Origin of the sequence: Saccharothrix luteola (assembly GCF_020859565.1) — a bacterium.
Classification (GTDB): domain Bacteria; phylum Actinomycetota; class Actinomycetes; order Mycobacteriales; family Pseudonocardiaceae; genus Actinosynnema; species Actinosynnema luteola.
Genome location: NZ_JAJHUO010000018.1, coordinates 154,301 through 178,170, shown reverse-complemented (window position 1 = coordinate 178,170; position 23,870 = coordinate 154,301). Strand labels below are relative to the sequence as shown.

Below are 23,870 nucleotides of genomic sequence, written 5' to 3'. Positions count from 1 at the left end.
CCTCGTCAACGGTCTCACCATCAAGCCTTGCGTTCGCTGTCGTACCGTTTCGGCATCAAGTCGGCACACACGTCACCGTGACCCGTGAGCCGATCGCAATCTCACCGGTCGGCGCCAGGTCCGACACCAGGCACCGCTCGGGCTCCAGCGGCGCACCCCCGTCCTCGGAGTGCACCTCGGGTTCCAAGCCGTGCCCGGAGAGCTTCTTCGCGACTTCGTCCACCGGGAGGTCGACGTAGTCGGACTTCGTGATCGTCACCTTCGGCTTGCCGGGGAGGCGATCGGTCGAGTCGTCCAACGGGCGGGCGCTCGTGGTGCCAGTGCCCTGCTGGTTCGCACCGCCGGGCACCTCGTCGCCCTTCAGCGCCCAGCGCAGGATGACCACGCCGAGCACCAGCAGCGCGACCAGCAGCACAGCGACCATAACCCACAGCGCGGCGCGGTTGCGCCCCGGCGGCCGCGGGCCCGGTGGCAACGGACGGAAAGCGCCCGTGTGCGGAGTGTTCATGCCTGGTGGGACGGGTTGCATGCCCGGACGCGACCCGGGGTGGGTCACCGGGACGCCCGGACGGGCGTGCTGAGCGGGCGGAGTCATCGGCCCGGCCATCGGCGCGCCGACCGCCATCGCCAGGCCGGACGGCGCGGGCAGCGGCTGCCCGGCGCGCACCGCACCCACCGCCGAGGCGAACTCGCCGCCGTTGCGGTAGCGCTGGCGCGGGTCCTTCACCAGGGTCGCCTCGATCAGCGCCCGCGGGCCGGGCGGCACGTCCGGCGGCAACGGCGGCGCGATGTCCCGGATGTGCATCATCGCGACCGTCACCGCGTTCTCCGACAGGAACGGCCGGTGCCCGGTCAGGCACTCGTAGCCGCACACCGCCAGCGCGTACACGTCCGACGCCGGCTCGGCGGCGTGACCGAGGGCCTGCTCCGGCGCGATGTAGTGGGCCGTGCCCATGACCATGCCGCTGTGCGTGACCGGCGCCGCGTCAGCGGCCTTCGCGATGCCGAAGTCGGTGATCTTCACCTTGCCGGTCGGGGTCACCAGGATGTTGCCCGGCTTCACGTCCCGGTGCACCAGCCCGCGCTCGTGCGCCGCCTGCAACGCGTTGCCCGCCTGCTCCAGCACGTCGAGCGTGCGGTCCGCGTTGAGCCTGCCGCGGGCGATGATCGCGGCCAGCGGCTCGCCCTCGACCAGCTCCATCACCAGGTAGGCGGTGTCCTCCGGCCCGTCCGGGATCGACGCGGTCTCGCCGTAGTCGTGCACCGCGGCGATGCCGGGGTGGTTGAGCGACGCGGTGGTGCGCGCCTCGATGCGGAACCGGTTCAGGAACTCGGCGTCCCCGCTGAGCTCGGCCTTGAGCACCTTCACCGCGACCTTGCGGTCGAGCCGGGTGTCGTCGGCCTCCCAGACCTCGCCCATGCCGCCGACGGCGATCCGCTTGCTGAGGCGGTACCGCTCGGCGAGCAACTGGCCGGAGGTCAGCATCAGCGTCCCCCGAGGTAGGCGCCGATGACCGCGCGGCCGATCGGGGCGGCGACCCGGCCGCCGGTGGCCGCCAGGCCCTGCTGGCCGCCGTTCTCCACGATCACCGCGATCGCGATCTCCGGCTTCTCGGCCGGCGCGAACGCCACGTACCAGGCGTGCGGGTTGGTCGAGCGCACGTTCTCGCCGTGCTCGGCGGTGCCGGTCTTGGACGCGATGGTCACGCCGCTGAGCTTGCCGCCGCCACCGGTGTTGTTCTCCGAGGCGATCATCATGTCGCGCAGCGCCTTGGCCTGGTCGGCCTCCATGGCCTCGTCGACCTCGTCCGGCTTGGTCTCGCTGATCGCCTGGAGGTCCGGCGCCAGGATCTTGCCGACCAGGTGCGGCTGCATCCGCACGCCGCCGTTGGCGATGGTCGCCGCCATCACCGCGTTGGCCAGCGGCGTCACCCGGACGTCCTTCTGGCCGATGCCGGTCTGGTAGACCGACGGCTTGTCCGACATCGGGCCGAGCGTCGAGGGCACCACCGACAGCGGGATCGACAGGTCCTGCTCGCCGATGCCGAACTTGGCCGCCTGGTCGCGCAGCTTGTCCGCGCCCAGCTCGGCGGCCAGCACCGCGAACGCCGTGTTGCACGACTTGGCCAGCGCCTCCTCCAGCTTGGCCGTGACGCCGTTGCCGCAGTTGGTGTCGTTGAAGTTCGGCAGCGGGGTGTTCGTGCCGGGCAGGGTGATCACCGGGCGGCCGTCGACGTCGCTGTCCTTGGTCTTGCCCTCGGCCAGCGCCGCCGCCGTCACGACCAGCTTGAACGTCGAGCCGGGCGGGTAGTTCTCGTGGATCGCGCGGTTGAGCATCGGCTTGGACTTGTCCGCGTCGTAGCCGACCCAGGCTTCTTCCTGCACGTCCACGTCGTGGCTGGCGAGCACGTTCGGGTCGTAGGACGGGGTGCTGGCCATGGCCAGGATCTCGCCGGTCTGCGGCCGGATCGCGACCACCGTGCCGGTCACGCCCTGCAACCGCTCGAACGCCGCCTGCTGGAGCTTCGCGTCGATGGTCAGCTGGAGGCTGCCGCCCTTGGGGTCGCGGCCGGTGATCAGGTCCGACACCCGGCGCGCGAACAGCCGGTCGTCCGAGCCGTTGAGCAGGTCGTCCTCGGCGCGCTCCATGCCGCCCGCGCCGTACAGCGTGGAGAAGTAGCCGGTCACCGGCGCGAACACCGGACCGTTGGCGTAGGTCCGCAGGTAGCGCAGCCGGTCGTCCACCCGCTGCACGCTGGCCAGCGGCGTGCCGTCGGCGGCGATGATCTGGCCGCGCTCGCGCGAGTACTGGTCCAGGATCACCCGGCGGTTCAACGGGTCCTTGCGGTAGTCGTCGGCCTTGATGACCTGCACGTACGTGGCGTTGCCCAACAGCAGGAGCATCATCGCCATCATGGCGAGGCCGACCCGGCGGAGCGGTGTGTTCATTTCGGACGCTCCACCATGACTGTGAACTGATCGGCGATGGCCGGTTGCTGCGGGCGCGGCTTCGGCGTGGTCTTCGGCGCGCGCGCCGCGTCCGAGATCCGCAGCAGCAACGCGACCAGGATGTAGTTGGCCAGCAACGACGACCCGCCCTTGGACAGGAACGGCGCGGTGATGCCCGTCATCGGGATCAGCTTCGTCACGCCGCCGACGACGATGAAGATCTGGAACGCCACGGCGAACGCCAGGCCACCGCCGAGCAGCTTGCCGAACGTGTCCCGGACCGACAGCGCGGTGCGCAGGCCCCGCATCGCGAACACGGTGTAGATCAGCAGCACCGCGGCCAGCCCGACGAAGCCCAGCTCCTCGCCGATCACAGCGGTGATGAAGTCGGTGTTGGCCTCGGGGATCTGGTCCGGCCGCCCGCCGCCCAGGCCCGCGCCGAACAACCCGCCGGTGCCGAGCCCGAAGAGCGACTGCACGATCTGGTAGCCCGTGCCCGACGGGTCGGCGAACGGGTCCAGCCAGTTCTGCACCCGGATCTGGACGTGCCCGAACAGCTTCCACGCCACGACCGCGCCGACGCAGAACATCATCACGCCCAGCACGACCCACGCGGCCCGCTCGGTCGCCACGTACAGCAGCACCAGCACGATGCCGAAGAACAGCAGCGAGCTGCCCAGGTCCTTCTGCAGGACCATGATGCTCACGCCGACCGCCCACGCGGCGATCAGCGGGCCCAGATCACGGGCCCGCGGCAGGTCCAGGCCGACGACCCGGCGCCCGGCGATGGTGAACAGGTCCCGCTTCGACACCAGGAACGCGGCGAAGAACACCATCAGCAGGATCTTCGCGAACTCGCCCGGCTGGATGGAGAACGCGCCGAAGCTCAGCCAGATCTTCGCGCCGTTGATCTCGGGCGCGATGAAGCTCGGCAGCACGCCGGGCAGCACCAGCGCGACCAGGCCGAGCAGGCCGGCCGTGTAGCCGTAGCGGGCCAGCGTGCGGTGGTCGGACAGCACCTTCAGCACAGTGCAGAACAGCACCAGCGCTATCGCCGTCCACAGGACCTGCTTGGGCGCGGCGGAGGACCACACCTGACCGCCCGGCAGCTTCACGTCCGCCATGGCCAGGTCGATCCGGTGGACCATCACCAGGCCCAGGCCGTTGAGCAGCGCCACGCACGGCAGGATGACCGGGTCGGCGTAGGGCGCCCACTTGCGCACCGCGAGGTGCGCCACGGTCAGCAGCCCCAGGTACGCCAAACCCAGCCACAGGATCCTCATGCTGAGTTCCTGCTCCTGGTTGGCCTCCACCAGGATCAGCGCGCCCGTCACCAGCGTGGCGGCGAACGCGAGCATGAACAGTTCGGTGCTTCGTCGCGTGGGCGGCCTCAACCCGGGCGACGTGCTGCTCGCCGCCGCGAGCGGTGTGCCCTCAGCGCCGGTGACCGGCGAACCCATGCGACTACTGACCCTTTCGGCAATCCGTGCCCGGCTGCTGCACGGGCGTGGTGAGGGGTGTCCCCTCCACAGTGGTGGACGCCGGCGCCTCGGTCGAGGTTGCCGTCGGTGGCGCGGCGGTGGTGGACGTCCCCGTGGTGCTCTCCGCGGTGTCCTTCGGGCAGAACGGCAGCGTCTGCTCGGTGCGCAGCCTGCGGATCGCCTCCCGGGCGCCCTCCAGGCCGTCCACGTCGGTGATGCCGTTGCGCACGACGTCCCTGGTAGCGACCTTCAGGTCCTCCACGGTGATCGCCTCGCACGCCTGGGCGCCCGGCGGGCACGAGCCCTCCACCTTGCGGTGCAGGTCGAAGCCGAACACGCTGCCGGTGACGCCGCGGAACACCGACACCTCGCCGTTGTCGCCCTCGCCGACGTAGTACTGGCGCAGGACGTACCAGCGCGTGCCCAGGCCGGCCGCGACCACCAGCAGGAGCAGGAAGACCACCAGCGCGAGCGCCTTGAGCCGGTTGCCGCGCGCCCGCCGGGGGTCCGGCTGGGGCATCGGCTCGACCCGCTGCGGTATCGGGCGGGGCCCGGTGATGGAACTCGCCCGCGAGGCGGGCGAGTCGGGTGGTGGCGGGTCTTCGCTGCCGTCTCCGGCCGCGCCGCCCACTATGGGCGCGTCCTCCCCGAAGTCGACGTCGACCACGTCGGCGACGACGACCGTCACGTTGTCGGGGCCGCCGCCCTTGAGCGCCAGCTCGATCATCCGGTCCGCGCACGCCTGCGGGTCCGGGATCCGGATCGCCTCTTCCAGCGTCTCCATGCTGACCACGCCGGACAGGCCGTCCGAGCACAGCAGGTAGCGGTCGCCCGGACGGGCCTCCCGCACCATCAGCCTCGGCTCCACCTCGTGGCCGGTCAGCGCGCGCAGCAGCAGCGAGCGCTGCGGGTGCGTGGCCGCTTCCTCTTCGGTGATCCGTCCCTCGTCGATCAACGACTGCACGAACGTGTCGTCGTGCGTGATCTGCGTGAACGTGCCGTTGCGGAGCATGTAGGCGCGGGAGTCGCCGATGTGCACCATGCCCAGCCGCGAGCCCGCGAACAGCACGGCGGTGAGCGTGGTGCCCATGCCGTCCAGGTCCGGGTCGCTCTGCACGAGCTCGGAGATGGCGCCGTTGCCGGCGATCACCGCGTCGCGCAGCTGGCCGAGCAGGTCGTCGCCTGGCTCGTCGTCGTCGAGCGGGGCCAGGGCGGCGATGACGACCTTGCTGGCCACCTCGCCCGCGGCGTGGCCGCCCATGCCGTCGGCGAGCGCGAGCAGGCGCGGACCCGCGTACACGGAGTCCTGGTTGTTCGAACGGACCAGGCCCCGGTCGCTGCGGGCCGCGTATCGGAGGACGAGAGTCATGAGCGCAGCTCGATCACCGTTTTGCCAATTCGGATCGGGGAGCCGAGCGGAACCCGGATCGGGGCCGTGACCTTCGCCCGGTCGAGATACGTGCCGTTCGTGGAGCCGAGGTCTTCCACGTACCAGTCGGTGCCGCGCATCGACAGCCGCGCGTGCCTGGTCGACGCGAAGTCGTCGTCCAGCACGAGCGTGGAGTCGTCGGCGCGGCCGATCATGATCGGCCGGCCGTCCAGGGAGATGCGCGTGCCCGCCAGCGCGCCGTGTGTCACGACGAGCTGTCGGGCCGCCTTGTTGCCCCGGGCGGCCTTGCTAGTGCCTCTGCCGAACTTGGGCGTCGGGACACGGAGCCCCGACGCCGCGTACAGGTCGGAGCGGACCACTCGAAGCGCAGCCAACACGAACAACCAGAGCAGGACGAGGAAACCCGCTCTGGTCAGCTGCATCACCAGCTCTGGCACCGGTTGTAACCGCTCCTGACTTGAGTGCCGTCACGCCTACGCCCGAATCGACCGCTCAGCCCTGGGTGCGGTAGACCAGCGAGGAGTGGCCGATGCGGACGACGTCGCCTTCCGCGAGCTGCCAAGTCTGCACTGGTGTGCCGTTCACCGTGGTGCCGTTTGTCGAACCGAGATCAGCGAGCATGGCACTGTGCCCGTCCCACGTGATCTCCAGGTGCCTCCTGGAGACCCCGGTGTCGGGCAGCCGGAAGTCCGCTTCCTGGCCGCGGCCGACCACGTTGCCGCCCTGCTTGAGGTTGTAAGTCCGGTTGGAGCCGTCGTCCAGGTGCAGGGTCGCGTTCAGCTGCCGGGGGCCGGACTGGACCGCCGGCGGCGCGTAACCGCCCTGTGCCGGGTCGGCGTAGCCCGGCTGGCCGTAGCCCTGCTGGCCGTAACCCTGGTCGTACCCGGGCTGCTGCCCGTAACCCTGGTCGTAGCCGGGCTGCTGGCCGTAGCCCTGGTCGTACCCTGGCTGCCCGTAACCGGGCTGCTGCTGACCGTAACCCTGGTCGTAGCCCTGCTGCTGCCCGTAGCCCTGCTCGTAGCCGGGCTGCTGCTGGCCGTAGCCCTGGTCGTAACCGGGCTGCTGGCCGTAACCCTGGTCGTACCCGGGCTGCTGCTGGCCGTAGCCCTGGTCGTAACCGGGTTGCTGCTGACCGTACCCCTGCTGGTCATAGCCCTGCTGCTGCTGGCCGTAGCCGCCCTGTGCATAGGGGTCGTAGGCGGGCTGGCCCTGTCCTTGTCCGTAGCCGGGAGGCTGGCTCATGGATCCGTCTCCTGCAGTGCGAGGTGGTGCTGACCGTCGGCTGGCAACTTTCACGTCGGGGTCGACGGACGAGCTGGTTCGGAACTGTCCCGTGTGCAGCGCGTCGGAGCGCTCCAGGGAGACTACGACGTCACCATAGGTATCCCATCCGCTCTCTTCGAGGTGCTCCCGGATGGAGTCCCCCAGAAGCTGGGTGATGCGTAGTTCATCCTGACCGTCCCCGGCAAGCCGATCGTGGTCCTGCGGACCCAGCAGGACCTGGAAGTGGTTCGGAGCGAGCAACCTGCCACCCGCCAACTCGCGGATGTTGCTCTCCGCCTCCCGCTGCAGTGCCTGGGCCACTTCCTGCGGGACGACGTTGCCACCGAACACACGCGCGAAGGTGTTCCCGACGATGCCTTCGAGACGGCGCTCGAAGCGCTGTACGAGGCCCACGGCAACCCTCCGACCCGGTCGACTTCCACGACCGATCGTATCCGGGCTGACGTGGTGGGACACGGGGCAATTGGTAACCCGGACGGGGACCATGCTAGTGTTCTCCACGTCGCTCCGGGCGAGTGGCGGAATGGCAGACGCGCACGGTTCAGGTCCGTGTGTCCGAAAGGACGTGGGGGTTCAACTCCCCCCTCGCCCACCAAAACCATGAAGTCCCATCCACTGTCGTGGGTGGGACTTCATGGTTTTTCCGTCTTTTCGCCTCCGGCGGATGCGTGATGTCTGTCACCCGCACAGCCGCGGCCGAACGTGGCGGCTCGGGGCGGTCGGTCGATTTCGCACGCCGAGCGGTCGGCGGTGGGGTGGGCGGGCCGGCCGGCGGCCCCGGTCCGGCGGTCGTTCCAGGCGAGCGACGCACACGCTGAGCAGTCTTCAGGCGTCCGAGGCCCGCCGGGGTCACCCAGACGGCAGCACCGCCGGGCCGAAGTCCCCCCGCCGGTCGCCGACCGGTTACCGACCGCTCGACGCCGCCGATCGCAGGACGCCTTTTGCCCCGAGGGTGGGGCCGGTCCCACCTGGTACGCCTTATCCAGAGCACGAGTCGAAACGCGGCGGACAGCCCGTCGTGGTTGCCGAGGAGGCCCTGGCGTGAGCAGCACACCAGCACGGATCGCGGACACCGACGACACCAGGGCGCTGTCGGCGACCGCGGTTCCGGTTCCCGAACTGCCCGGTTCCGTCGAGGAGCTGGCCGCCTCCGCGGCGGTGCGCCTCGGCTGGCACGGCGTGGTGCTGCCCGAGATGGTCCTCATGGGGCGCAAGGTGATCGTGGTGGCGGAGCTGCTGGCCGACGCGCACGCCGAGCGGCTGTGCCTCGGCGCGGGCCCGGAGACCGACCGCACCACCGTGTCCACCTGGGTGTGGCCGGAGATGGACGGCCGCGTGCCGCCCGCCGCGGTGCGGATCGTGGGCGTCCTGGCGGTCGCCCGGCACTGGCGGACCGCCCTGGCCTCGGCGGTGCCGTTCGCCCGCTTCGGCAACGCCGCCGCCGTCCTGCCGACCTCCGTCGTCTTCACGCACGACTACCTGGCCAACTGCCTGCCGCGGGTGCGCCGCTACGGCGTCTCGGTGCTGCTGGCCGACGAGGAGCTCCAGCTGAGCACGGACGTCGCCGGCCGCAACGAGACCGTGCCGGTCGAGGACACCGCGACCACCCGTTGGGTGAACGAACTCGTGTACGAGCAGGTGCTGGCGACCGCGTCCTGACCTACGGTCGGACCATGCGAGTAGTGATCGCGGGCGGACACGGCAAGATCGCGTTGCGGGTGGAGCGGCTGCTGGCCGCGAGGGGTGACAGCGCCACCGCGCTGGTGCGCAACCCGGACCACCACGCGGACGTGCTGGACGCGGGCGGCGTCCCCGTCCACTGCGACCTGGAGGCGACCGACGTCGCTTCGGTCGCGGAACTGTTGACCGGCGCCGGCGCGGCCCTCTTCGCCGCGGGCGCCGGACCGGGCAGCGGGGTGGCGCGCAAGGACACGGTGGACCGCGCCGCGGCGGTGCTGTTCGCGGAGGCGGCGGAACAGGCGGGCGTGCGCCGGTTCATCCAGATCAGCGCCACGGGCATCGGCCGCACCACCGGTGACGAGGTGTTCGACGCCTACCTGGCGGCAAAGGCCGCCGCCGAGGACGACCTGCGCGAACGGGACCTGGACTGGACGATCCTGCGGCCGGGCCGGCTGACCGACGACGAGCCGACCGGCCGCGTGGAACTCGCCGAAGAACCGCTACGGGGTTCCGTACCGCGAGCCGACGTGGCAGCAGTCGTCGTCGCCCTCCTGGACCGCCCCGGCACCGTCCGCCGCACCTACGAACTGATCTCCGGCGACACCCCCATCGCCAACGCCTTCTAGTCCCACCACACCTTCCCGTCCACTGGCACCGCCCTTCCTCCCAGGGAAGGGCTTCGGTGGGATGACACGAAACCCGGACCGACAACGGACCCGGCACAGAACCACCCAGCGGACGTCATCCTGCTGATCTGTCCGTCCGGCGAGGACTCTTTCAATCCCCCAGCACCCGATCGAGGTAGGCGTTGGTGAACTTCCCCCCGGGATCGACCTCACCACGAACCCGGCGGAAGTCGTCGAAGCGCGGGTACCGCCCACGCAAGGCCCCAGCCGAGAGCCCGTGCATCTTGCCCCAGTGCGGACGCCCGCCCACCGCACCCGCGATCCGCTCGAACGCGTCGAAGTACCGCCGGTACGGCATCCCGAGGTACTGGTGCACCGCGATGTAAGCCGTGTCACGTCCGTGCGCCGTCGACAGCCAGATGTCGTCACCCTGCGCCACCCGCACCTCGACCGGCACGATCACGCCGTGCTCGAGCCCACCCACCGCCGCCCGCAGCTCCCGCAGCACGTCGTGCAGGGCCGCCCGCGGCACCGCGTACTCGGTCTCCACGAACCGCACCCGCCGGGGCGTGACGAAAACGCGGTGTGAGACGTCCCGGTAGTCGCGCTCCGACAGCAGCGACCCGCACACCCGGTTGAGCGTCCTGGTGGTCGACGGCACGGCCTTCGCCAGCTTGCAGACCAGCCCGAACGCGCCGTTCTCCATCACCTCGTACTCGTAGAACCGGCGCAGCGCCGACAGCGGCGCGGCGGGCTCGTCGACCCGGTTGTTCCGCTTCACGATCACCCGGTCGGAGTGCGGGAACCAGTGGAACTCCACGTGGTCCTCGACCGCGGTCAGGTCGTCGAACTCCTCCAGCACCGCGTCCAACCGCCCGGGGAACTCGCGGGCGTGCAGCACGAACGACGGCACGCACCGCAGCGTGACCGTGCTGATCACGCCCAGCGCGCCGAGCCCGATCCTGGCCGCCTGGAACAGCTCGGGCCGCTCGTCGGCCGAGCACCGCACCAGCGACCCGTCGGCGAGCACGAGCTCCAGCGCCACGACCTGCGTCGCCAGGCCGCCGAGCTTCGCCCCCGTGCCGTGCGTGCCGGTCGAGATCGCACCCGCGACGGTCTGCGCGTCGATGTCCCCGAGGTTCGCCATGGCCAGCCCGAGCACGTCCAGCAGCGCGTTGAGCTGGTGCAACGTCGTCCCCGACCGGACCGTCACCAGGGTTCCCGACACGTCGACGATCCCGGTCCACGCGTCGAGGTCGATCGCCACACCGGGTGCGACCGCGATGCCGGTGAACGAGTGCCCGCTACCGCGCGGGCGGACACTGGACGCGCCCACCACGACCGAAGCGAGCTCGTCGACGCTCGCCGGGTGCTCCACCCGGTGCGGGTTCGCGGACGCCGTGCGCGACCAGTTCGTCCACGGGGTCGCCATGCCCACCTCCGGATGTGACGCGTTGCACGAACCGTAGGTGAAAGCTATTCACCTTTCAAGTACGGTGAGGCCCATGCAGCACCGCACGCGCCTGGACGCCGCGACGGAGGAGCACGACCCCCCGCTCGCGATCGTCGACCTGGACGCCTTCGACAGCAACGCGGCCGACCTCGTGCGCCGCGCGGGCGGGCGGCCGATCCGGGTGGCGAGCAAGTCCGTCCGGGTCCGCGCGCTGCTGGAACGGGTGCTCGCCCGGCCCGGTTTCGCGGGCGTCATGTGCTACTCGCTGGCCGAGGCGCTGTGGCTGTCCTCCGTCGACCTCTCCGAAGACCTCCTGGTCGCCTACCCGACCGTCGACCAGGCCGCGCTGACCGAACTCGCCAAGGACGACAAGGCGCGGGCGAGGATCACGATCGTGGTCGACTCGACCGCGCACCTCGACCTGGTCCACGCCGTGCTCGGCGCCGACCACCCGGAGATCCGGGTGTGCCTGGAGCTGGACGTGTCCTGGCGGCCGGTGCCCGGGCTGCACATCGGCCCACGCCGGTCACCCGTGCACACGGCACGTGAAGCGCGCGCCCTGGCCGAGGCGATCGTGCGCCGGCCGGGGTTCCGGCTGGTCGGCGTGATGGGCTACGAGGGGCAGATCGCGGGCCTGGGCGACCAGCCGCCGGGCAAGCCGGTGCGCGGCGCGGTCCTGCGCTGGATGCAACGGCACTCGGCCGCCGAGCTGGTCGAACGCCGCACCGTCGCGATCGCCGCCGTGCGCCAGGTCGCCGACCTGGAGTTCGTCAACGGCGGCGGCACCGGCAGCCTGGAGATCACCGCCGCCGACCCGTCGGTCACCGAGCTCGCCGCCGGATCCGGGCTCATCGGCCCGACCCTGTTCGACGGCTACCGCGGCTTCCAGCCCAAGCCCGCCGTGCTGTTCGCCCTGCCTGTCGTGCGCAGACCGAAGCGGCACGTGGCCACGCTGTTCTCCGGCGGCTACATCGCCTCCGGCACCGCGACCCCCGACCGCCAGCCCACCCCGTACCTGCCGGTCGGGCTGAAGCTGCTGCCGCTGGAGGGCGCCGGCGAGGTGCAGACCCCGGTGGTGGGCCGGGCGGCCGACTCGCTGCGCCTCGGCGACCGCGTGTGGCTGCGGCACGCCAAGGCGGGCGAGCTGGCCGAGCGGTTCACCCACTACCACGTCGTCCGCGGCGGCGCGGTGGAGCGGACCGTGCCCACCTACCGGGGCGAGGGGCACTCGTTCGGCTGAACGAATCGGAGCCGACCGACGAATCCGGCCGACCGACCAATCCGACCGACGGATCCGGCCGACCCAGACCCCGACCTGGTCCGAAAGCCTCGACCTAGTCCGGAAGCCGTGTCGACAGATACCCGCGGACCAACGCCTTGGCCTCCTCCAGGATCCGCTGGTCACCGGCCGGATCGCGGCGGAACGCCAGGTTCAGCACACCGTCCGCCGCCTCGACCGCGATCGAGATCGGCAGCTGCAGCTCGGTGAGCGGGATGTCGAACTTCGCCGAGATCATCTCCGCGATGCGGTCGGAGATGACCGTGTTGTTGTCGCGCCGGTCGTCGAGCAGCCGCATGTCGACGACGTCGCCGAAGTGCAGCTTCGAGAACGCGGGCACCTCGCGGTGCATCGAGACGTACACGTCGAAGATCGAGTCGACGGCGTCCCACCAGTGGTCGAGGGTCGTCGAGGTGAACCGGCCGTCCACCGTCTGGATGAACTTCTCCAGGTTGCGCAGGGTCAGCGCCTGCACGACGGCCCGTTTGTCGGGGAAGAACTGGTAGAGCGAGCCGACCGCGACACCCGCGCGCTCGGCGATCAATGTCGTGGTGACTCCGTCGTAGCCGACCTCCTCGATGAGCTGTGCGCAGGCCTCGAGCATCCGCTCGACGCGCTTGGCGCTGCGCTGCTGCACCGGCTGACGGCGCAGCGGGGTCGTACTGGTCACGGCGACTCCTGCTGAATGGGTGGCGGGACTCCATAGTGCCCGGTAATGGACCTTTCCACTTCACTTCACGGCGCAACACGCCTACGATCCGAATCACTTTCATGTTTCGGGAGGCTTGCGTGACCCTGTCCGACGACTTCCTGTGGGGCGTGTCGACCTCCGCGTTCCAGATCGAAGGCTCGTTCACCGCCGCCGGCAGGCGACCGTCCGTGTGGGACGCGTTCCCGGCGTTCGAGGGCCACGACGCGTCCGTGGCGTGCGACCACTACCGCCGCTACCGCGAGGACGTCGGCCTGATGCGGTCCCTCGGCGTCGGCGCCTACCGGTTCTCCGTGTCGTGGCCGCGGGTGCTCGCGGGCGACCTGGTGTTCTACGACCGGCTGGTGGACGAGCTGCTGGAGTCCGGCATCGCGCCCGTCGTCACGCTGTACCACTGGGACACGCCGCTGGCCGTCGAGGAGGAGGGCGGCTGGCTCTCCCGCGACACCGCGCACCGGTTCGCCGAGTACGCCGAGCGGGTCGCCGCACGCCTGGCCGACCGGGTCGCGATGTGGATCCCGATCAACGAGCCCGCGATGGTCACGCTGCTCGGGTATGCCACCGGGCAGCACGCGCCGGGCAAGGCGCTGCTCTTCGACGCCCTGCCGACCGCCCACCACCTCAACCTCGCGCACGGGCTCGCCGTGCAGGCCCTGCGTTCCGCCGGAGCGCGCGCCGTCGGCACGGCCAACAACCACACGCCCGCCTGGCCCGCCACCCCGGCCGACGGCCCCGCCGCCGAGGCCTACTCCGATCTGCACAACTGGCTCTACGCCGACGCGCAGCTGGCCGGCCGCTACCCGGACTCGCTGGCCGACCGCTTGCCGATCGTGGACGGCGACCTGGCGATCACCTCCGCGCCGCTCGACTTCTACGGCGTCAACTACTACAACCCGACCCGGCTGCGGCTGCCATCCGAGGGCAACCCGCTGCCGTTCGAGCTGGTGGACGTCGACGAGTACCCGAAGACCGGGTTCGGCTGGCCGGTCGTCCCGTCCGGGCTGTCCGAGATGATCTCCCTGTTGCGAGATCGATTTGTCGACTTGCCGCCCGTCTACGTGACGGAGAGCGGGTGCAGCTACCCGGACTCGCTCCACGACGCCGAGCGGATCGCGTACCTGGACGCGCACATCGAAGAAGCCCTGAAGGCGGACGTGCGCGGGTACTTCGTGTGGTCCCTGATGGACAACTTCGAGTGGGACTCGGGGTACTCGCAGCGGTTCGGCCTCGTCCAGGTCGACTGCGAAACGCAGCAACGCACCCCGCGTGCCTCGTACGAGTGGTACCGCGATCGGATCAGGCGGTGACGGCGGAGGCGTTGGCGGAACCGGCCGTCCCCGTCCGCCGGTCGTGGATGACGTGGCTGTTCCTCGCCAACCTCGGCCTCTGGCTGGCCATCTACGCGCCCATCCAGGTGTTGCTGCCGCAGCAGGCCGAACTGCTCGACTCCACCGCCAAGGAAGCGGTGTTCGGCCTGGTCACGGGCGTGGGCGCGCTCGTGGCGCTGATCGCGAACCCGCTGATCGGGCTGTCGTCGGACCGCACCACGTCCCGGTTCGGCCGGCGGCACCCGTGGACGCTCGCGGGCGCGCTCGTCGGCGCCGTCGGCCTGGTCGTGCTGTCGTCCGCGTCATCCGTCGGTGTGATGGTGATCGGGTGGTGCCTGGTGCAGGCCGGGCTGAACGGGATGCTCGCCAGCCTCACCTCCGCCGTGCCCGACCGGGTGCCCGTGCGGCAGCGGGCCAAGGTGGGCGGGCTCGTCGGCGTCTCCCAGATGCTCGGCACGGTGCTCGGCGCGGTCGTGGTGACGGTGCTGGTCAGCGGCCTGGCGAACGGGTACCTGGCGTGCGCGGCGCTGGTCGTGGCCGGTGCGCTGGCGTTCGTGCTGATCACCCCGGACGTCCGCCTGCCGCCCGCCGCCCGCCCGGCGCTGCGGTGGCGCGAGCTGTGGGTGTCGCCGAGGCGGCACCCGGACTTCGCCTGGGCGTGGTGCGCGCACTTCATGATCAACCTGGGCAACGCGTTCGGCACGCTCTACCTGCTGTACTTCCTCGGCGACGTGGTCCGGCACCCGGAACCCGAGAACGGCCTGCTGGTGCTGATGCTGCTCTACGGCGTGGCGCTGGCGATCGGCGCGTTCGCCGTCGGCACCCACTCCGACCGCGCCGGCCGCCGCAAGCCGTACGTGCTCCTGGCGGCCGGCGTGATGGCCGTCGCCGCGTTGCTGCTGGTCGCGTGGCCGACGTGGCCGGCCGCGCTGATCGCCGCACCGCTGCTCGGGCTCGGCTTCGGCGCGTACTGGGCGGTGGCGCTGGCCCTGCTGACGCAGGTGCTGCCCGCCGCGTCGGACCGGGCCAAGGACCTCGGCGTGCTCAACATCGCCAACTCACTGCCCCAGGTGATCGCGCCGCTGCTGACGACGTTCGTGCTGGCGTCGCTCGGCGGGTACCGGGGGTTGTTCGCCGTGTCGGCGGTCGCCACGCTGTGCGCGGCGGCGCTCGTGACCAGGGTTCGTTCAGTGGCTTAGGGGGAGTTCGGTGCGGTTGGCGGGTAAGGCGGTCGTGGTGACCGGTGCGTCGCAGGGCATCGGCGCGGCGACAGCCCGGACGCTCGCGGGGCGCGGTTCGGTTGTCGTGCTCGTGGCACGCAGCGGTGAAGCGCTCGACGAGCAGGTCGAACGGATCACGGCGACCGGTGGGCGTGCGCTCGCCGTGTCGGCGGACCTCGCGGACGTCGACGGGATCCGCACGCTCGCCGAACGGGTGATGGCGGAGGTCGGCGTGCCGGACGTGCTGGTCAACAACGCGGGCGTCGGCCGCTGGCTGTTCCTCGACGAGACGCCGACCCCCGAGCTGGCCGGGATGATCGCCCTGCCGTTCACCGCCGCGCTGCACCTGACCAGGGAGTTCCTGCCCGGGATGCGGGCGCGCGGCTCGGGGCGGGTGGTCAACGTCAACTCGCCGGTGTCCCGCCTGCCGATCCCCGGCGCCACCGGGTACGCGGCGGCCCGCTACGCGTTGCGCGGGATGACGGCGGCGCTGCGGATGGACCTGCGCGGCACCGGGGTCGGGGTGAGCGAGGTCGTGCCGGGCAAGGTGAGCAGCAGGTACTTCGTCAACAACCCCGGCGCCGAGGAGCGGATCCCGCGGCTGGCCAGGCTGATCCCGACCGTCACGCCGGAGGTGGTCGCGGCGCGGATCGCCGACGTGGTGGAGCGGGAGCGTGACGAGGCGGTGTTCCCGTGGCAGCTCAAGGCGTTCGACGTGGCGGGCCGGCTGTTCCCGGGGGTGACCGGGTACCTGACCTGGCTGACCGGCACCCACCGCTGACCTCGTGAAACGGTCCCGATGTCCGCGCGGGAGGGGCGGACATCGGGACCGGGTTGGTGCCCGCGGACCAGTGCCGGTCGGGGAGGGAAGGTGTGCACGACACCGGCCCGCGGATGACTGTGTAGTTGTGTGGAGCTGTAGCTGGCCGGCGGTCCGTTCGTCGCGGTCGGGGGTTCGCACGTCCCGGACCGCCGGCCAGTAGGCGGGTGCTCGACCTGGTCGCGTCGGGGGAACGACAGGTCGGGGCCGCCCGTTAGTGGGCTCGGGCCACCATTCCCCGGCGCGAACGCGTGACAGGAGGCGTCACCGGCGCCGATCGGAGGTGCCGAGCCGGGCGCGGGGCCAAACCGCCCGCGACCAGGTGTTCGTACGCGGCGCGCCACACCGAGCAGGGGCTCTTCTGCTGCCGCCACCGTCCGGAGCACTCGGGGCAGTTGCCCTTCTCGTCCGGTTCGTGCGCGGCGAGCAGGGCCCGCCACCCCTCGGTCAGCCGAGGGAGCTCGGAACGTGCCACCGACAGGAGGGACGGGGCGTCGGCCTCGTTGGCCAGCTCTGTGAGCAGGTCCAACCGCTCCCACACCGCGTTGCGAAGAACTTGTCCGAGGATCTCGTCCACCGAAACGTCACCGTCACCTTTCCGCCTGCTCGGCGGCCTCACGTAGCGCGGCCCTGAGTTGTACGAGTTGGTCGGCCGAGAGGACCGCCGTCTCGCCGGGAGGACCGACCAGGACCACGCGGCCCCGGTCGACCATCACGGTGAGGCAGCGCTCCCGGTCGACCACGTCGCTGCAGCGAATCCGCCACCAGCGACGGTGCCCGGTCGTGCCGCGCCATCCGGAGCCGAGGTCGGTCGACTCCTGGACGGACAGGGATGAGGGAGAGGCGTCGGTCGTGGCCACGGCAGGCGCCGCCGACCCACCAGGGGTGGTCACCGCCCGCTCGATCAGGTCCACGACCATGTTCCTCTCCGTGCTCACTCGCTTACCGGAACCTAGATTGCGATGATTCAACCCGGATCGGGACGTCATAGCGCTGGCCGGTGGCCGTTCCACGGTAAGCGGTCAGCGGAGTTCGGCAGGGCCGATCAGCCTCGCCGATCGGTACTTCTCGCAGTCGGGGGAGTGCCCCTACTCTGCCGTTGACGCCCAAAGGACTGTGAGGGGGCGCAATTGAACACCATCGGTTCGCCAAGCTCTCCTGTTACCCCAGACGTGTGGGACCAGCAGGAGATGCGTGACGCCCTGGCCAGACGAGAGATCAGCGCGGTCTACCGCCTGCTCCGACGGCACGGTGTCTCGCAGCGCCAGATCGCGGCGCTGACGGGCCAGTCGCAGTCCGAAGTCTCGGAGATCCTCAAGGGACGCCAGGTCATGGCCTACGACGTCCTCGCGCGGATCGCCGCGGGCTTGGGCGTACCCAGGGGGTACATGGGCCTCGCTTACGACGAGGCCACGGCAGTGAGGGTGGCCGCAACCGCGGAGTCACCCCATTCTGAGGAGGACGAGTCGGTGAAGCGAAGGAAGTTCCTCGCGCACGCCGCCGCCATCACCGTCGGCGCGGCCGTGTTCGGTACGGACTCCGGGTCTTGGGCTTCATCGCCCGCGCAGACTCCGGCCCCTGGCCGCATCGGCATGACCGACGTCCGACAGGTCGAAGCGGCCACCAGGGCGTTGCGCACGCTCGACTACCAGTACGGCGGCGGCTCGTGCCGCGACGCGGTGGTCGCCCAGCTCTCGTGGGGCCAGCAGATGCTCGGCGCGAACGCGACCGACCTGGTCAAGGAACGCCTGTACGTCGCGCTCGCCGACCTGCACAACCTGGCCGGGTGGACCTCGTTCGACACCGGCCTGTACGACTCGGCCCGCAACCACTTCGGCCAGGCGCTCGGCCTGGCGAAGCAGGGGCGCAAGGAAGAGCTCGTGGCCAACATCCTGTACCGGATGGGCCGCGTCTACCTGCACCAGAACGCGCCGGACGACGCGTTGAAGGTGTTCCAGCTCGGCCAGCTGGCCGCGCTGGACTCCGGCTCGGAGCTCGCCGTCGGCATCCTGTGCGCCAACGAGGCGTGGGCCTACGCGAAGATGGGCTCCGACGACCAGGCGCTGAAGCTGCTCGGCCGGGCGCGCGACGAGTTCGCCCGCGCCAACATCGGCGAGGCGCCCGCGTGGGCGAAGTTCTTCGACGCCAACGACCTGTCCGCGATGATCGGCACCGTGCACACGGAGCTGGCGCAGACCGTGGACGCGAAGTACACGCGCACCGCGGTGCCCGCGTTGACCAAGGCCATCGGCGGCTACGGCGAGGACATGACCCGCAGCCGGTCGTTCAACCTCACCTCCCTGTCGATCAACCACCTGCTCGACGGCGACATCGACCACGGCGCGCGGCTCGGCCGGCAGGCGATCGAGTTGTCCGAGGGCCTGAAGTCGGTCCGCACGAAGGACCGGATGAAGCCGCTGCAGCACGAAGCCGAGAAGCGCCGGAACAACCCCGACGCCCGCGAGCTGGCCGAACGCCTTGCCAAGTTCACCGGCAACGACAGCGCGGCCTGAGCTGCGGGGGGCCGGCGCCCTGGACGGCAGGTTCACCTCCGCCGCGCTGACCGCCGTGCTGAGGCGGCTGTGCGCCGAACTGGGGTTCGCGCACCGCGGCGCGCGGCTGGTGAAGTTCACCAGCAACGCCGTGTTCGACCTGCCCGCCGACCGGGTGGTGGTGCGGATCGTCGGGTCGACGACGCTGCGCCACCGGGCGGTCAAGGTGGTCGAGGTCGCGCGGTGGCTCGCCTCGCACGACGTGCCCGCCGTGCGGCTGGTCGAGGGCGTGCCGCAGCCGTTGGCGGTCGGCGATCACCTGGCCACCGTGTGGCACACGGTGCCGTCCGGCGGCAGGCCCGTCGACGGCCGTGACCTGGGCCGGGTGCTGCGCCAGGTGCACGCGCTGCCCGCGCCGGGGTTCGACCTGCCGCGCTGGGCGCCGCTGGACGACGTGCGCCGGCGCATCGCGGACGCCGAGGAGCTGTCCGCGCCGGACCGCCGGTTCCTGGAGGACCGGTGCGCCGAGGCCGACGACCGCCTGGCCGAGCTGCGGACCGTGCTGCCGCAGGGCGTCCTGCACGGCGACGCGCACCTGGGCAACCTGATCCCCAGCCCCGACGGCCCGGTGATCTGTGATTTCGACTCCACCAGCGTCGGGCCGCGCGAGTGGGACCTGAGCACCCTGCCGGTCGGCGTCGCCCGCTTCGGCCACCCAGCGCGGTGGTACCGGCAGCTGGCCGACGAGTACGGCTTCGACGTCACCCGGTGGCCCGGGTTCCCAGTGTTGCGCGAGGTCAGGGAGCTGAAGCTGACCACGAGCGTGCTGCCGATCATGCGCAGCCACCCCGGCGTGCGCGAGGAGCTGCACAGCCGGCTCAAAGCCTTGCGCGCCGGCGACACCACGACCCCGTGGACCCCCTACCGCTGAACCGGGGGTCGTGGGGGAACGAACCGGTAACGCTCGGCGCGCGTTTCACGACTGAGGCAGCGAAGGATGGCGTGACGGGGTCGGCGAGGTGTGCGAGTGGTCGGGAATCTGCCGGTGTTGCGGCGAAGGCGAGCCCTGCGGGCCGCCCGCATGTTGGACGAGGTCGTGGACACGCAGTTGCCGTTCCTGGCGGCATTCGACGAGCAGCGGCGGCGCCGTTCGGCGACCTACCTGGCCGAACTGGTGAAGCTCGCGCGGGACTACCGGTACTTCGCCAACGGCTGGATCGACGCCAAGGAACTCGAACGGCGTGGTCAGGACGCGATGGCGGCGCTGACCCGGCTCCGCGAGGAGACTTCCGCCCGACCGGTCACCGACTAGGGCGTTCGGCGCAGCTCGTCGCACCGAACGGACCACTCGCCGACGGCTACCCGCGCCAGGCGCCACCCTCCCACGCTCCCACCACGTAGTCGTGGAAGCTCTTGGGCCCACGTCCGGCGACCCGGGCGACGGTGTCGGTCGGCTCGCCGTCGGACAGCGCGTCCCACGCCCGGATCTGCTCCTCGGCCAGGTCGGCGGGCACGACGGCCCGGTAGTCGTCGGGCGCGCCGCGGAATTCGACCTGCCGGCCGGTGACCCGGGCGAGCACGTCGAGCGCCTGCGGGAACGACAACGCCTCGGGCCCGGTGACCTCGTAGACCTCGCCCTCGTGCCCGTCCTCGGTCAGCGCGGCGACCGCCACCGCGGCGATGTCGCCCGCGTCCACGAACGCCTGCCGCTTCCCGCCGAGGGGGAGCACCAGCTCGCCCGCGAGCACCGAGGGCCGGAAGAACCCCTCGTCGAAGTTCTGGTCGAACCAGTCCGGCCGCAGCACGGTCCACCCGACGCCGGACTCGCGCACCAGCCGTTCGGCGGCGAGCAGCCGTTCGTCCCGCATCTCCACCACGCCGCGGGTGGACAGCAGCACGAACCGCCGCACGCCCCGCGCCACGGCCTCGTCCACGAACGCGGGCTCGACGGGCAGCTCGTGCGGCGCCATCAGGTAGACCCGCTCGACGCCGTCCAGCGCGCCCGCCCACGTGCCGGGGTCGGACCAGTCGAAGCGCACCTCGCCCCGGCGTGACGCCCGGCGCACGGCGTGGCCCGCTCCGGAGAGCCGCTCGGCCACCCGCCTGCCCGTCGAGCCGGTGGCACCCAGTACCAGGATCGGTCGATCAGCCATGGATGGACCCAATCACAGGGGTCCGACATCCTCACGCCGGCGACGGGCGACGGCCAGGTCAGGCGACCGGCGCGCGGGACAGCACGACCGCCAGGCCGAACGCGACGCCCATGACGGCCAGCTCCACCGCGGCCCAGCCGACGATCGCCGTCGTCTTGTGCTGCGCGATGTGCGGCAGGAACCGCCACCGGATGTTCGCGCCGAGCACGGCCAGCACCGCGGCGCACACGACCTTGCCGACCAGGACCAGGCCGTAGGACGTGGTGAAGAGCGAGCCCGGCAGCCCGACGACCGGGTTCAGCGCCAGCTCCAGCAAGCCGTTGAACAACCCCGTCACCGACACCAGGACCAACGCGATCGTGGCCAGCTTCGAGAACTTCGGCAGCGCCTCGGCCAGCAGCCCCCGCCGGTGCGCGACCAGCGCGACCAGCGCCGCCAGGCCGCCGGTCCACGCCGCCGCGCCGAGCACGTGCAGCTCCATCGAGATCATGGAGTAGTCGTGGTACTTCCAGTTCGACGCGTGGCCGGTCACCGGCAGCGGCAGCAGGCCGAACATGGCGATCAGGATGCGCAGCTCCGCCGGCACCGACTCGCCCCGGCGCACGGCCATGACGCCGATCCACAGGTACACCAGCGCGCACACCGCGCTGAACAGCAGTCCCTGCCCGGCGCCGACGCGCTGCACGTAGTCCACGACCATCGGCATGGTCAGCTCCGCGTCCGGGCGCGTCTCGTACGCCCGGATCACGATCGACACCAGCGCGGTGAACGCCCACACCGCCGCCGCGACCACGGCGGCGGGCCGGGCGATCCGCATCACCGGCTCGGTGAGGGCGGGCCTGCTGAACCCGAGCAGCTTCGGCAGCAGCGAGAGGCCGACGACGATCGTCGCGGCCAGGTCGAGCAGCGTTCGCACCAACGGGTGGCCGAACCGGACCACCACCCCCGGTTCGGCCACGCCCACCGCTTCCGGTGTGGTGGACAGGCCGAAGCCCAGGAACACGCCGACGGCACCGCCTGCCAGCAGGCCGCCGACGACCCAGTACCTGTTCGCGGTGGTGGTGGTCCGGTTCGCGGTCATCGCCCGGTGCTCTCCTTGGCGCTGTCCGCGCCGCCGCGCAGCGCGAGGAACGCGCCACCGGCCAGCAGCACGGCCGCGCCGGCGATCCACACCCAGATGGGCACGCCGCCCGACCCAGACGACGGTGAAGCCGGGTCCTGGGCGGCCGACGAGGAGGGGGGCGCGGGCGTGCCGCTGCCCTCCTTCGTCAGGGTGAACTTGAGCGAACCCGTCACCGGGTGCCCGTCCGCGGAGAGGATCCGGTAGCCGACGGTGTACTCGGCGGCCGGGCCCAGCGGGCGGACCGGGAAGACGACGCTGTTGTTCTTGACCGTCGGCTCGCCGTCCGCTTCCCAGCGCGTGCCCTCGGGCCCGGTGACGGTGATCGTGTTGAACTTCTCCCCGGCCTGCACGGCCTGGTCGAAGGTCAGCGTGATCGCCGCCGGCCCGGCCTCCAACCGCGACCCGTCCTTGGGGTCGCTGCTGACCAGCACGTTGTGCGCGAACGCGGGCGCGGCGGTGCCGAGCACGACCGCACCCGCGACGAGGCCGGTCAGCAGCAGCGAGACGACGCGCCTCATGCCGTCGGCTTGCCCGCGCGGCGGGACCGCAGCACGGCTCCCGCACCCAGCCCGAGCCCCAGCGCGCCGACCGCCAGGCCGGCGCCGCCGAGCCAGCGGGCCGTGTCGTCGGTCGTGCCGGCCGCCGCCGCGTCGTGCCCGTCGTCCGCGACCGCCGTCGCGGTGGCCGTCCCGTGCGCGTCGCCGCCGGACTTGGCGACGAGCTTCAGCACCGGCGCGGGGCGTTCCGGCTCGTCGGCGCCCTCGGCGGGCGGCGGCGCGTTCCAGTCGACGACCTCGCCGCTGTCGTAGGTCTGCTTGGTGGGCAGCAGCAGCTGCTCGGTGTTGTCCGGCAGCGGCCCGATGGACAGGTCGAACTCGTTGAACTGGCCTGGCTCGATGCGGTTGCCCGGGTCCGCGGTCCACGTGACCGTGCGCACGGCCTCGGTGACCTCGCGGCCGTGGCTCTTGACCGGCGTGGCCAGCTTCTCCTTGACCGCCTCGACCTTCCAGCCGGGCGTCGGCTTGGTGCTGACGGAGGCCAGCGGGTACTCGGCGGGCAGGGTCAGCTCCAGCTTGACCGTGCCCGAGTCGGGGCGTTCGTTGGGCACGCGCAGCGTGACCTTGGTGTACCCGCCCTGCACGGCGTCCTTCGGCGTGGACGCGGTGACGTGGGCTGAGGCCAGGCCCGCGGTGGTCAGCGCGAGGATCGCGGCGGCACCGAGCACGGCGCCGCCCTTGGCGAGCGTGCGCGCGCCAAATCGCTTTGTCGACATGAAGTTGTGGCTCCTGAGACCTGAGGTGTGCTTCTGGGGGACCCGGGTGATCAGGAACCGGGAGGGCCGCGGCGGCCGTGCACCCGCCGCAGCACCACGTCGACCAGCACGTTCGCCGTCGACGAGGGGGTGGCCGACCACAGCGCGCCGGCCGGTGCGACCGGCGCGTGCGGCGGCGGCAGCAGCCGGGTCACCACGTCGACCAGCGTCTGGAGCACGGCGTCGGCGCGGGCCAGCAGCAGGCCGGTGAGCAGGGCGGCGAGGACGTGCGCGGCGGTCATGGCGGTCGGGCTGAACCCGAGGCCGGGGCCGTCGGCGGCGTGGTGGCCGAGGGTGAGCAGCGCGTGCTGCCCGAGTTGCGCGACACCCAGCGCGGCGAGGATCGTCCACGGTCGGCGTCCGCGTTCGGCGAGCGCCGTGCCCGCGAAGGCGACGAGCAGCGTCAGCGGCAGCGCGGGCGCGAACTCGGTGACCGAGCCGCCCGCCGCGCCGTGCGCGGTGACGCTGAGCGCGGCGGAGGTGGCGGCCAGCAGGACGGCCCGCGCGAGGCGGGTCGGTGCGGGCCGGCTGGTCATACCCCAGAGAGTAGGAGGTCGCGGCGCCCCGGCGT

Annotated in this window: 24 protein-coding genes and 1 tRNA gene; 10 read left to right on the top strand and 15 right to left on the bottom strand. The window is 71.5% G+C overall.

The features are described 5' to 3' along the window. Positions 1 to 55: 55 nt before the first annotated feature. Genes LNK82_RS25240 through LNK82_RS25215 form a run of 6 tightly spaced genes read right to left on the bottom strand, consistent with a single transcriptional unit; the run spans position 56 to position 7,497 of the window. Positions 56 to 1,486 (bottom strand): serine/threonine-protein kinase, encoded by a 1,431-nt coding sequence (locus LNK82_RS25240; protein WP_230569472.1) that lies wholly within the window; start codon positions 1,484 to 1,486, stop codon positions 56 to 58. Continuing rightward, entirely contained in the window at positions 1,486 to 2,949 is a 1,464-nt protein-coding gene (locus tag LNK82_RS25235; protein ID WP_230569471.1) for a peptidoglycan D,D-transpeptidase FtsI family protein, read from the bottom strand. The genes LNK82_RS25240 and LNK82_RS25235 overlap by 1 nt, the downstream gene beginning before the upstream one ends. Then, positions 2,946 to 4,409: an FtsW/RodA/SpoVE family cell cycle protein gene (locus LNK82_RS25230; protein WP_230569470.1), complete on the bottom strand. Its 1,464-nt coding sequence runs from the start codon at positions 4,407 to 4,409 to the stop codon at positions 2,946 to 2,948. The genes LNK82_RS25235 and LNK82_RS25230 overlap by 4 nt, the downstream gene beginning before the upstream one ends. Positions 4,410 to 4,413: 4 nt before the next feature. Continuing rightward, positions 4,414 to 5,799 carry a PP2C family protein-serine/threonine phosphatase gene (locus LNK82_RS25225; RefSeq protein WP_230569469.1) on the bottom strand — a complete coding sequence of 462 codons (1,386 nt, stop codon included), beginning with the start codon at positions 5,797 to 5,799 and terminating at the stop codon, positions 4,414 to 4,416. Then, positions 5,796 to 6,257 carry an FHA domain-containing protein FhaB/FipA gene (locus LNK82_RS25220; protein WP_230569468.1) on the bottom strand — a complete coding sequence of 154 codons (462 nt, stop codon included), beginning with the start codon at positions 6,255 to 6,257 and terminating at the stop codon, positions 5,796 to 5,798. Before LNK82_RS25220 ends, LNK82_RS25225 begins: the two co-directional genes overlap by 4 nt. Positions 6,258 to 6,312: 55 nt before the next feature. Then, complete coding sequence (locus tag LNK82_RS25215) at positions 6,313 to 7,497, bottom strand: FHA domain-containing protein (RefSeq protein ID WP_230569467.1); 1,185 nt, start codon at positions 7,495 to 7,497, stop codon at positions 6,313 to 6,315. Between the two features lie 116 nt (positions 7,498 to 7,613). Between LNK82_RS25215 and LNK82_RS25210 the strand changes: the two genes are divergently transcribed. From LNK82_RS25210 to LNK82_RS25200, 3 genes are all read left to right on the top strand, one after another. Further along, positions 7,614 to 7,699 (top strand) — tRNA-Leu (locus LNK82_RS25210). A 446-nt stretch (positions 7,700 to 8,145) separates the two neighbouring features. Then, positions 8,146 to 8,763 carry a hypothetical protein gene (locus tag LNK82_RS25205; protein ID WP_230569466.1) on the top strand — a complete coding sequence of 206 codons (618 nt, stop codon included), beginning with the start codon at positions 8,146 to 8,148 and terminating at the stop codon, positions 8,761 to 8,763. Positions 8,764 to 8,777: 14 nt separating this feature from the next. After that, positions 8,778 to 9,410, top strand: a complete 633-nt coding sequence (locus LNK82_RS25200) for an SDR family oxidoreductase (protein WP_230569465.1) — start codon at positions 8,778 to 8,780, stop codon at positions 9,408 to 9,410. Positions 9,411 to 9,561: 151 nt separating this feature from the next. Here the strand turns inward: LNK82_RS25200 and LNK82_RS25195 are convergent, their stop codons facing one another. After that, a complete protein-coding gene (locus LNK82_RS25195; RefSeq protein ID WP_230569464.1) occupies positions 9,562 to 10,842 on the bottom strand; it encodes a D-arabinono-1,4-lactone oxidase in 1,281 nt (426 codons plus the stop codon). A gap of 73 nt (positions 10,843 to 10,915) precedes the next feature. Between LNK82_RS25195 and LNK82_RS25190 the strand changes: the two genes are divergently transcribed. Beyond that, a complete protein-coding gene (locus LNK82_RS25190; RefSeq protein ID WP_230569463.1) occupies positions 10,916 to 12,103 on the top strand; it encodes an amino acid deaminase/aldolase in 1,188 nt (395 codons plus the stop codon). Between the two features lie 94 nt (positions 12,104 to 12,197). Here LNK82_RS25190 and LNK82_RS25185 read toward each other — a convergent pair whose 3' ends face one another. Continuing rightward, the gene (locus tag LNK82_RS25185) at positions 12,198 to 12,812 is read right to left on the bottom strand and encodes a TetR/AcrR family transcriptional regulator (RefSeq protein ID WP_230569462.1); all 615 of its coding nucleotides are present in this window, start codon (positions 12,810 to 12,812) and stop codon (positions 12,198 to 12,200) included. A 101-nt stretch (positions 12,813 to 12,913) separates the two neighbouring features. Here LNK82_RS25185 and LNK82_RS25180 point away from each other — a divergent pair, with 101 nt between their 5' ends. From LNK82_RS25180 to LNK82_RS25170, 3 genes are read left to right on the top strand one after another with little or no spacing between them, the layout of a single operon-like run. Continuing rightward, positions 12,914 to 14,158 (top strand): glycoside hydrolase family 1 protein, encoded by a 1,245-nt coding sequence (locus LNK82_RS25180; protein ID WP_372470631.1) that lies wholly within the window; start codon positions 12,914 to 12,916, stop codon positions 14,156 to 14,158. Between the two features lie 47 nt (positions 14,159 to 14,205). Then, on the top strand, positions 14,206 to 15,378 hold the full coding sequence (locus LNK82_RS25175; RefSeq protein ID WP_230569522.1) for an MFS transporter: 1,173 nt from the start codon (positions 14,206 to 14,208) through the stop codon (positions 15,376 to 15,378). A gap of 10 nt (positions 15,379 to 15,388) precedes the next feature. Further along, positions 15,389 to 16,180 carry an SDR family NAD(P)-dependent oxidoreductase gene (locus LNK82_RS25170; protein WP_230569460.1) on the top strand — a complete coding sequence of 264 codons (792 nt, stop codon included), beginning with the start codon at positions 15,389 to 15,391 and terminating at the stop codon, positions 16,178 to 16,180. Between the two features lie 253 nt (positions 16,181 to 16,433). Here the strand turns inward: LNK82_RS25170 and LNK82_RS25165 are convergent, their stop codons facing one another. Both LNK82_RS25165 and LNK82_RS25160 read right to left on the bottom strand, forming a co-directional pair. Continuing rightward, positions 16,434 to 16,796, bottom strand: coding sequence for a hypothetical protein (locus LNK82_RS25165; RefSeq protein WP_230569459.1), 363 nt, complete (start codon positions 16,794 to 16,796; stop codon positions 16,434 to 16,436). Positions 16,797 to 16,809: 13 nt separating this feature from the next. After that, the gene (locus LNK82_RS25160; RefSeq protein WP_230569458.1) at positions 16,810 to 17,157 is read right to left on the bottom strand and encodes a hypothetical protein; all 348 of its coding nucleotides are present in this window, start codon (positions 17,155 to 17,157) and stop codon (positions 16,810 to 16,812) included. A 252-nt stretch (positions 17,158 to 17,409) separates the two neighbouring features. Between LNK82_RS25160 and LNK82_RS25155 the strand changes: the two genes are divergently transcribed. The 3 genes from LNK82_RS25155 (at position 17,410) to LNK82_RS25145 (ending at position 20,023) form a co-directional block, all read left to right on the top strand. After that, positions 17,410 to 18,732 carry a helix-turn-helix domain-containing protein gene (locus LNK82_RS25155; protein WP_230569521.1) on the top strand — a complete coding sequence of 441 codons (1,323 nt, stop codon included), beginning with the start codon at positions 17,410 to 17,412 and terminating at the stop codon, positions 18,730 to 18,732. Between the two features lie 19 nt (positions 18,733 to 18,751). Continuing rightward, positions 18,752 to 19,642, top strand: coding sequence for a phosphotransferase family protein (locus tag LNK82_RS25150; RefSeq protein ID WP_268997031.1), 891 nt, complete (start codon positions 18,752 to 18,754; stop codon positions 19,640 to 19,642). Positions 19,643 to 19,738: 96 nt separating this feature from the next. Further along, complete coding sequence (locus tag LNK82_RS25145; protein WP_230569456.1) at positions 19,739 to 20,023, top strand: hypothetical protein; 285 nt, start codon at positions 19,739 to 19,741, stop codon at positions 20,021 to 20,023. A gap of 46 nt (positions 20,024 to 20,069) precedes the next feature. Here LNK82_RS25145 and LNK82_RS25140 read toward each other — a convergent pair whose 3' ends face one another. The 5 genes from LNK82_RS25140 to LNK82_RS25120 are packed head-to-tail and all read right to left on the bottom strand — an operon-like array spanning position 20,070 to position 23,835. Further along, on the bottom strand, positions 20,070 to 20,864 hold the full coding sequence (locus LNK82_RS25140; RefSeq protein ID WP_230569455.1) for an NAD(P)H-binding protein: 795 nt from the start codon (positions 20,862 to 20,864) through the stop codon (positions 20,070 to 20,072). A gap of 58 nt (positions 20,865 to 20,922) precedes the next feature. Further along, positions 20,923 to 21,945 carry a CopD family protein gene (locus LNK82_RS25135; RefSeq protein WP_230569454.1) on the bottom strand — a complete coding sequence of 341 codons (1,023 nt, stop codon included), beginning with the start codon at positions 21,943 to 21,945 and terminating at the stop codon, positions 20,923 to 20,925. Further along, the gene (locus tag LNK82_RS25130) at positions 21,942 to 22,505 is read right to left on the bottom strand and encodes a copper resistance CopC family protein (RefSeq protein ID WP_230569453.1); all 564 of its coding nucleotides are present in this window, start codon (positions 22,503 to 22,505) and stop codon (positions 21,942 to 21,944) included. The genes LNK82_RS25135 and LNK82_RS25130 overlap by 4 nt, the downstream gene beginning before the upstream one ends. After that, positions 22,502 to 23,260 carry a YcnI family copper-binding membrane protein gene (locus LNK82_RS25125; protein ID WP_230569452.1) on the bottom strand — a complete coding sequence of 253 codons (759 nt, stop codon included), beginning with the start codon at positions 23,258 to 23,260 and terminating at the stop codon, positions 22,502 to 22,504. The genes LNK82_RS25130 and LNK82_RS25125 overlap by 4 nt, the downstream gene beginning before the upstream one ends. 50 nt (positions 23,261 to 23,310) lie before the next feature. Then, positions 23,311 to 23,835 (bottom strand): hypothetical protein, encoded by a 525-nt coding sequence (locus tag LNK82_RS25120; protein ID WP_230569451.1) that lies wholly within the window; start codon positions 23,833 to 23,835, stop codon positions 23,311 to 23,313. Between the last annotated feature and the right edge of the window lie 35 nt (positions 23,836 to 23,870).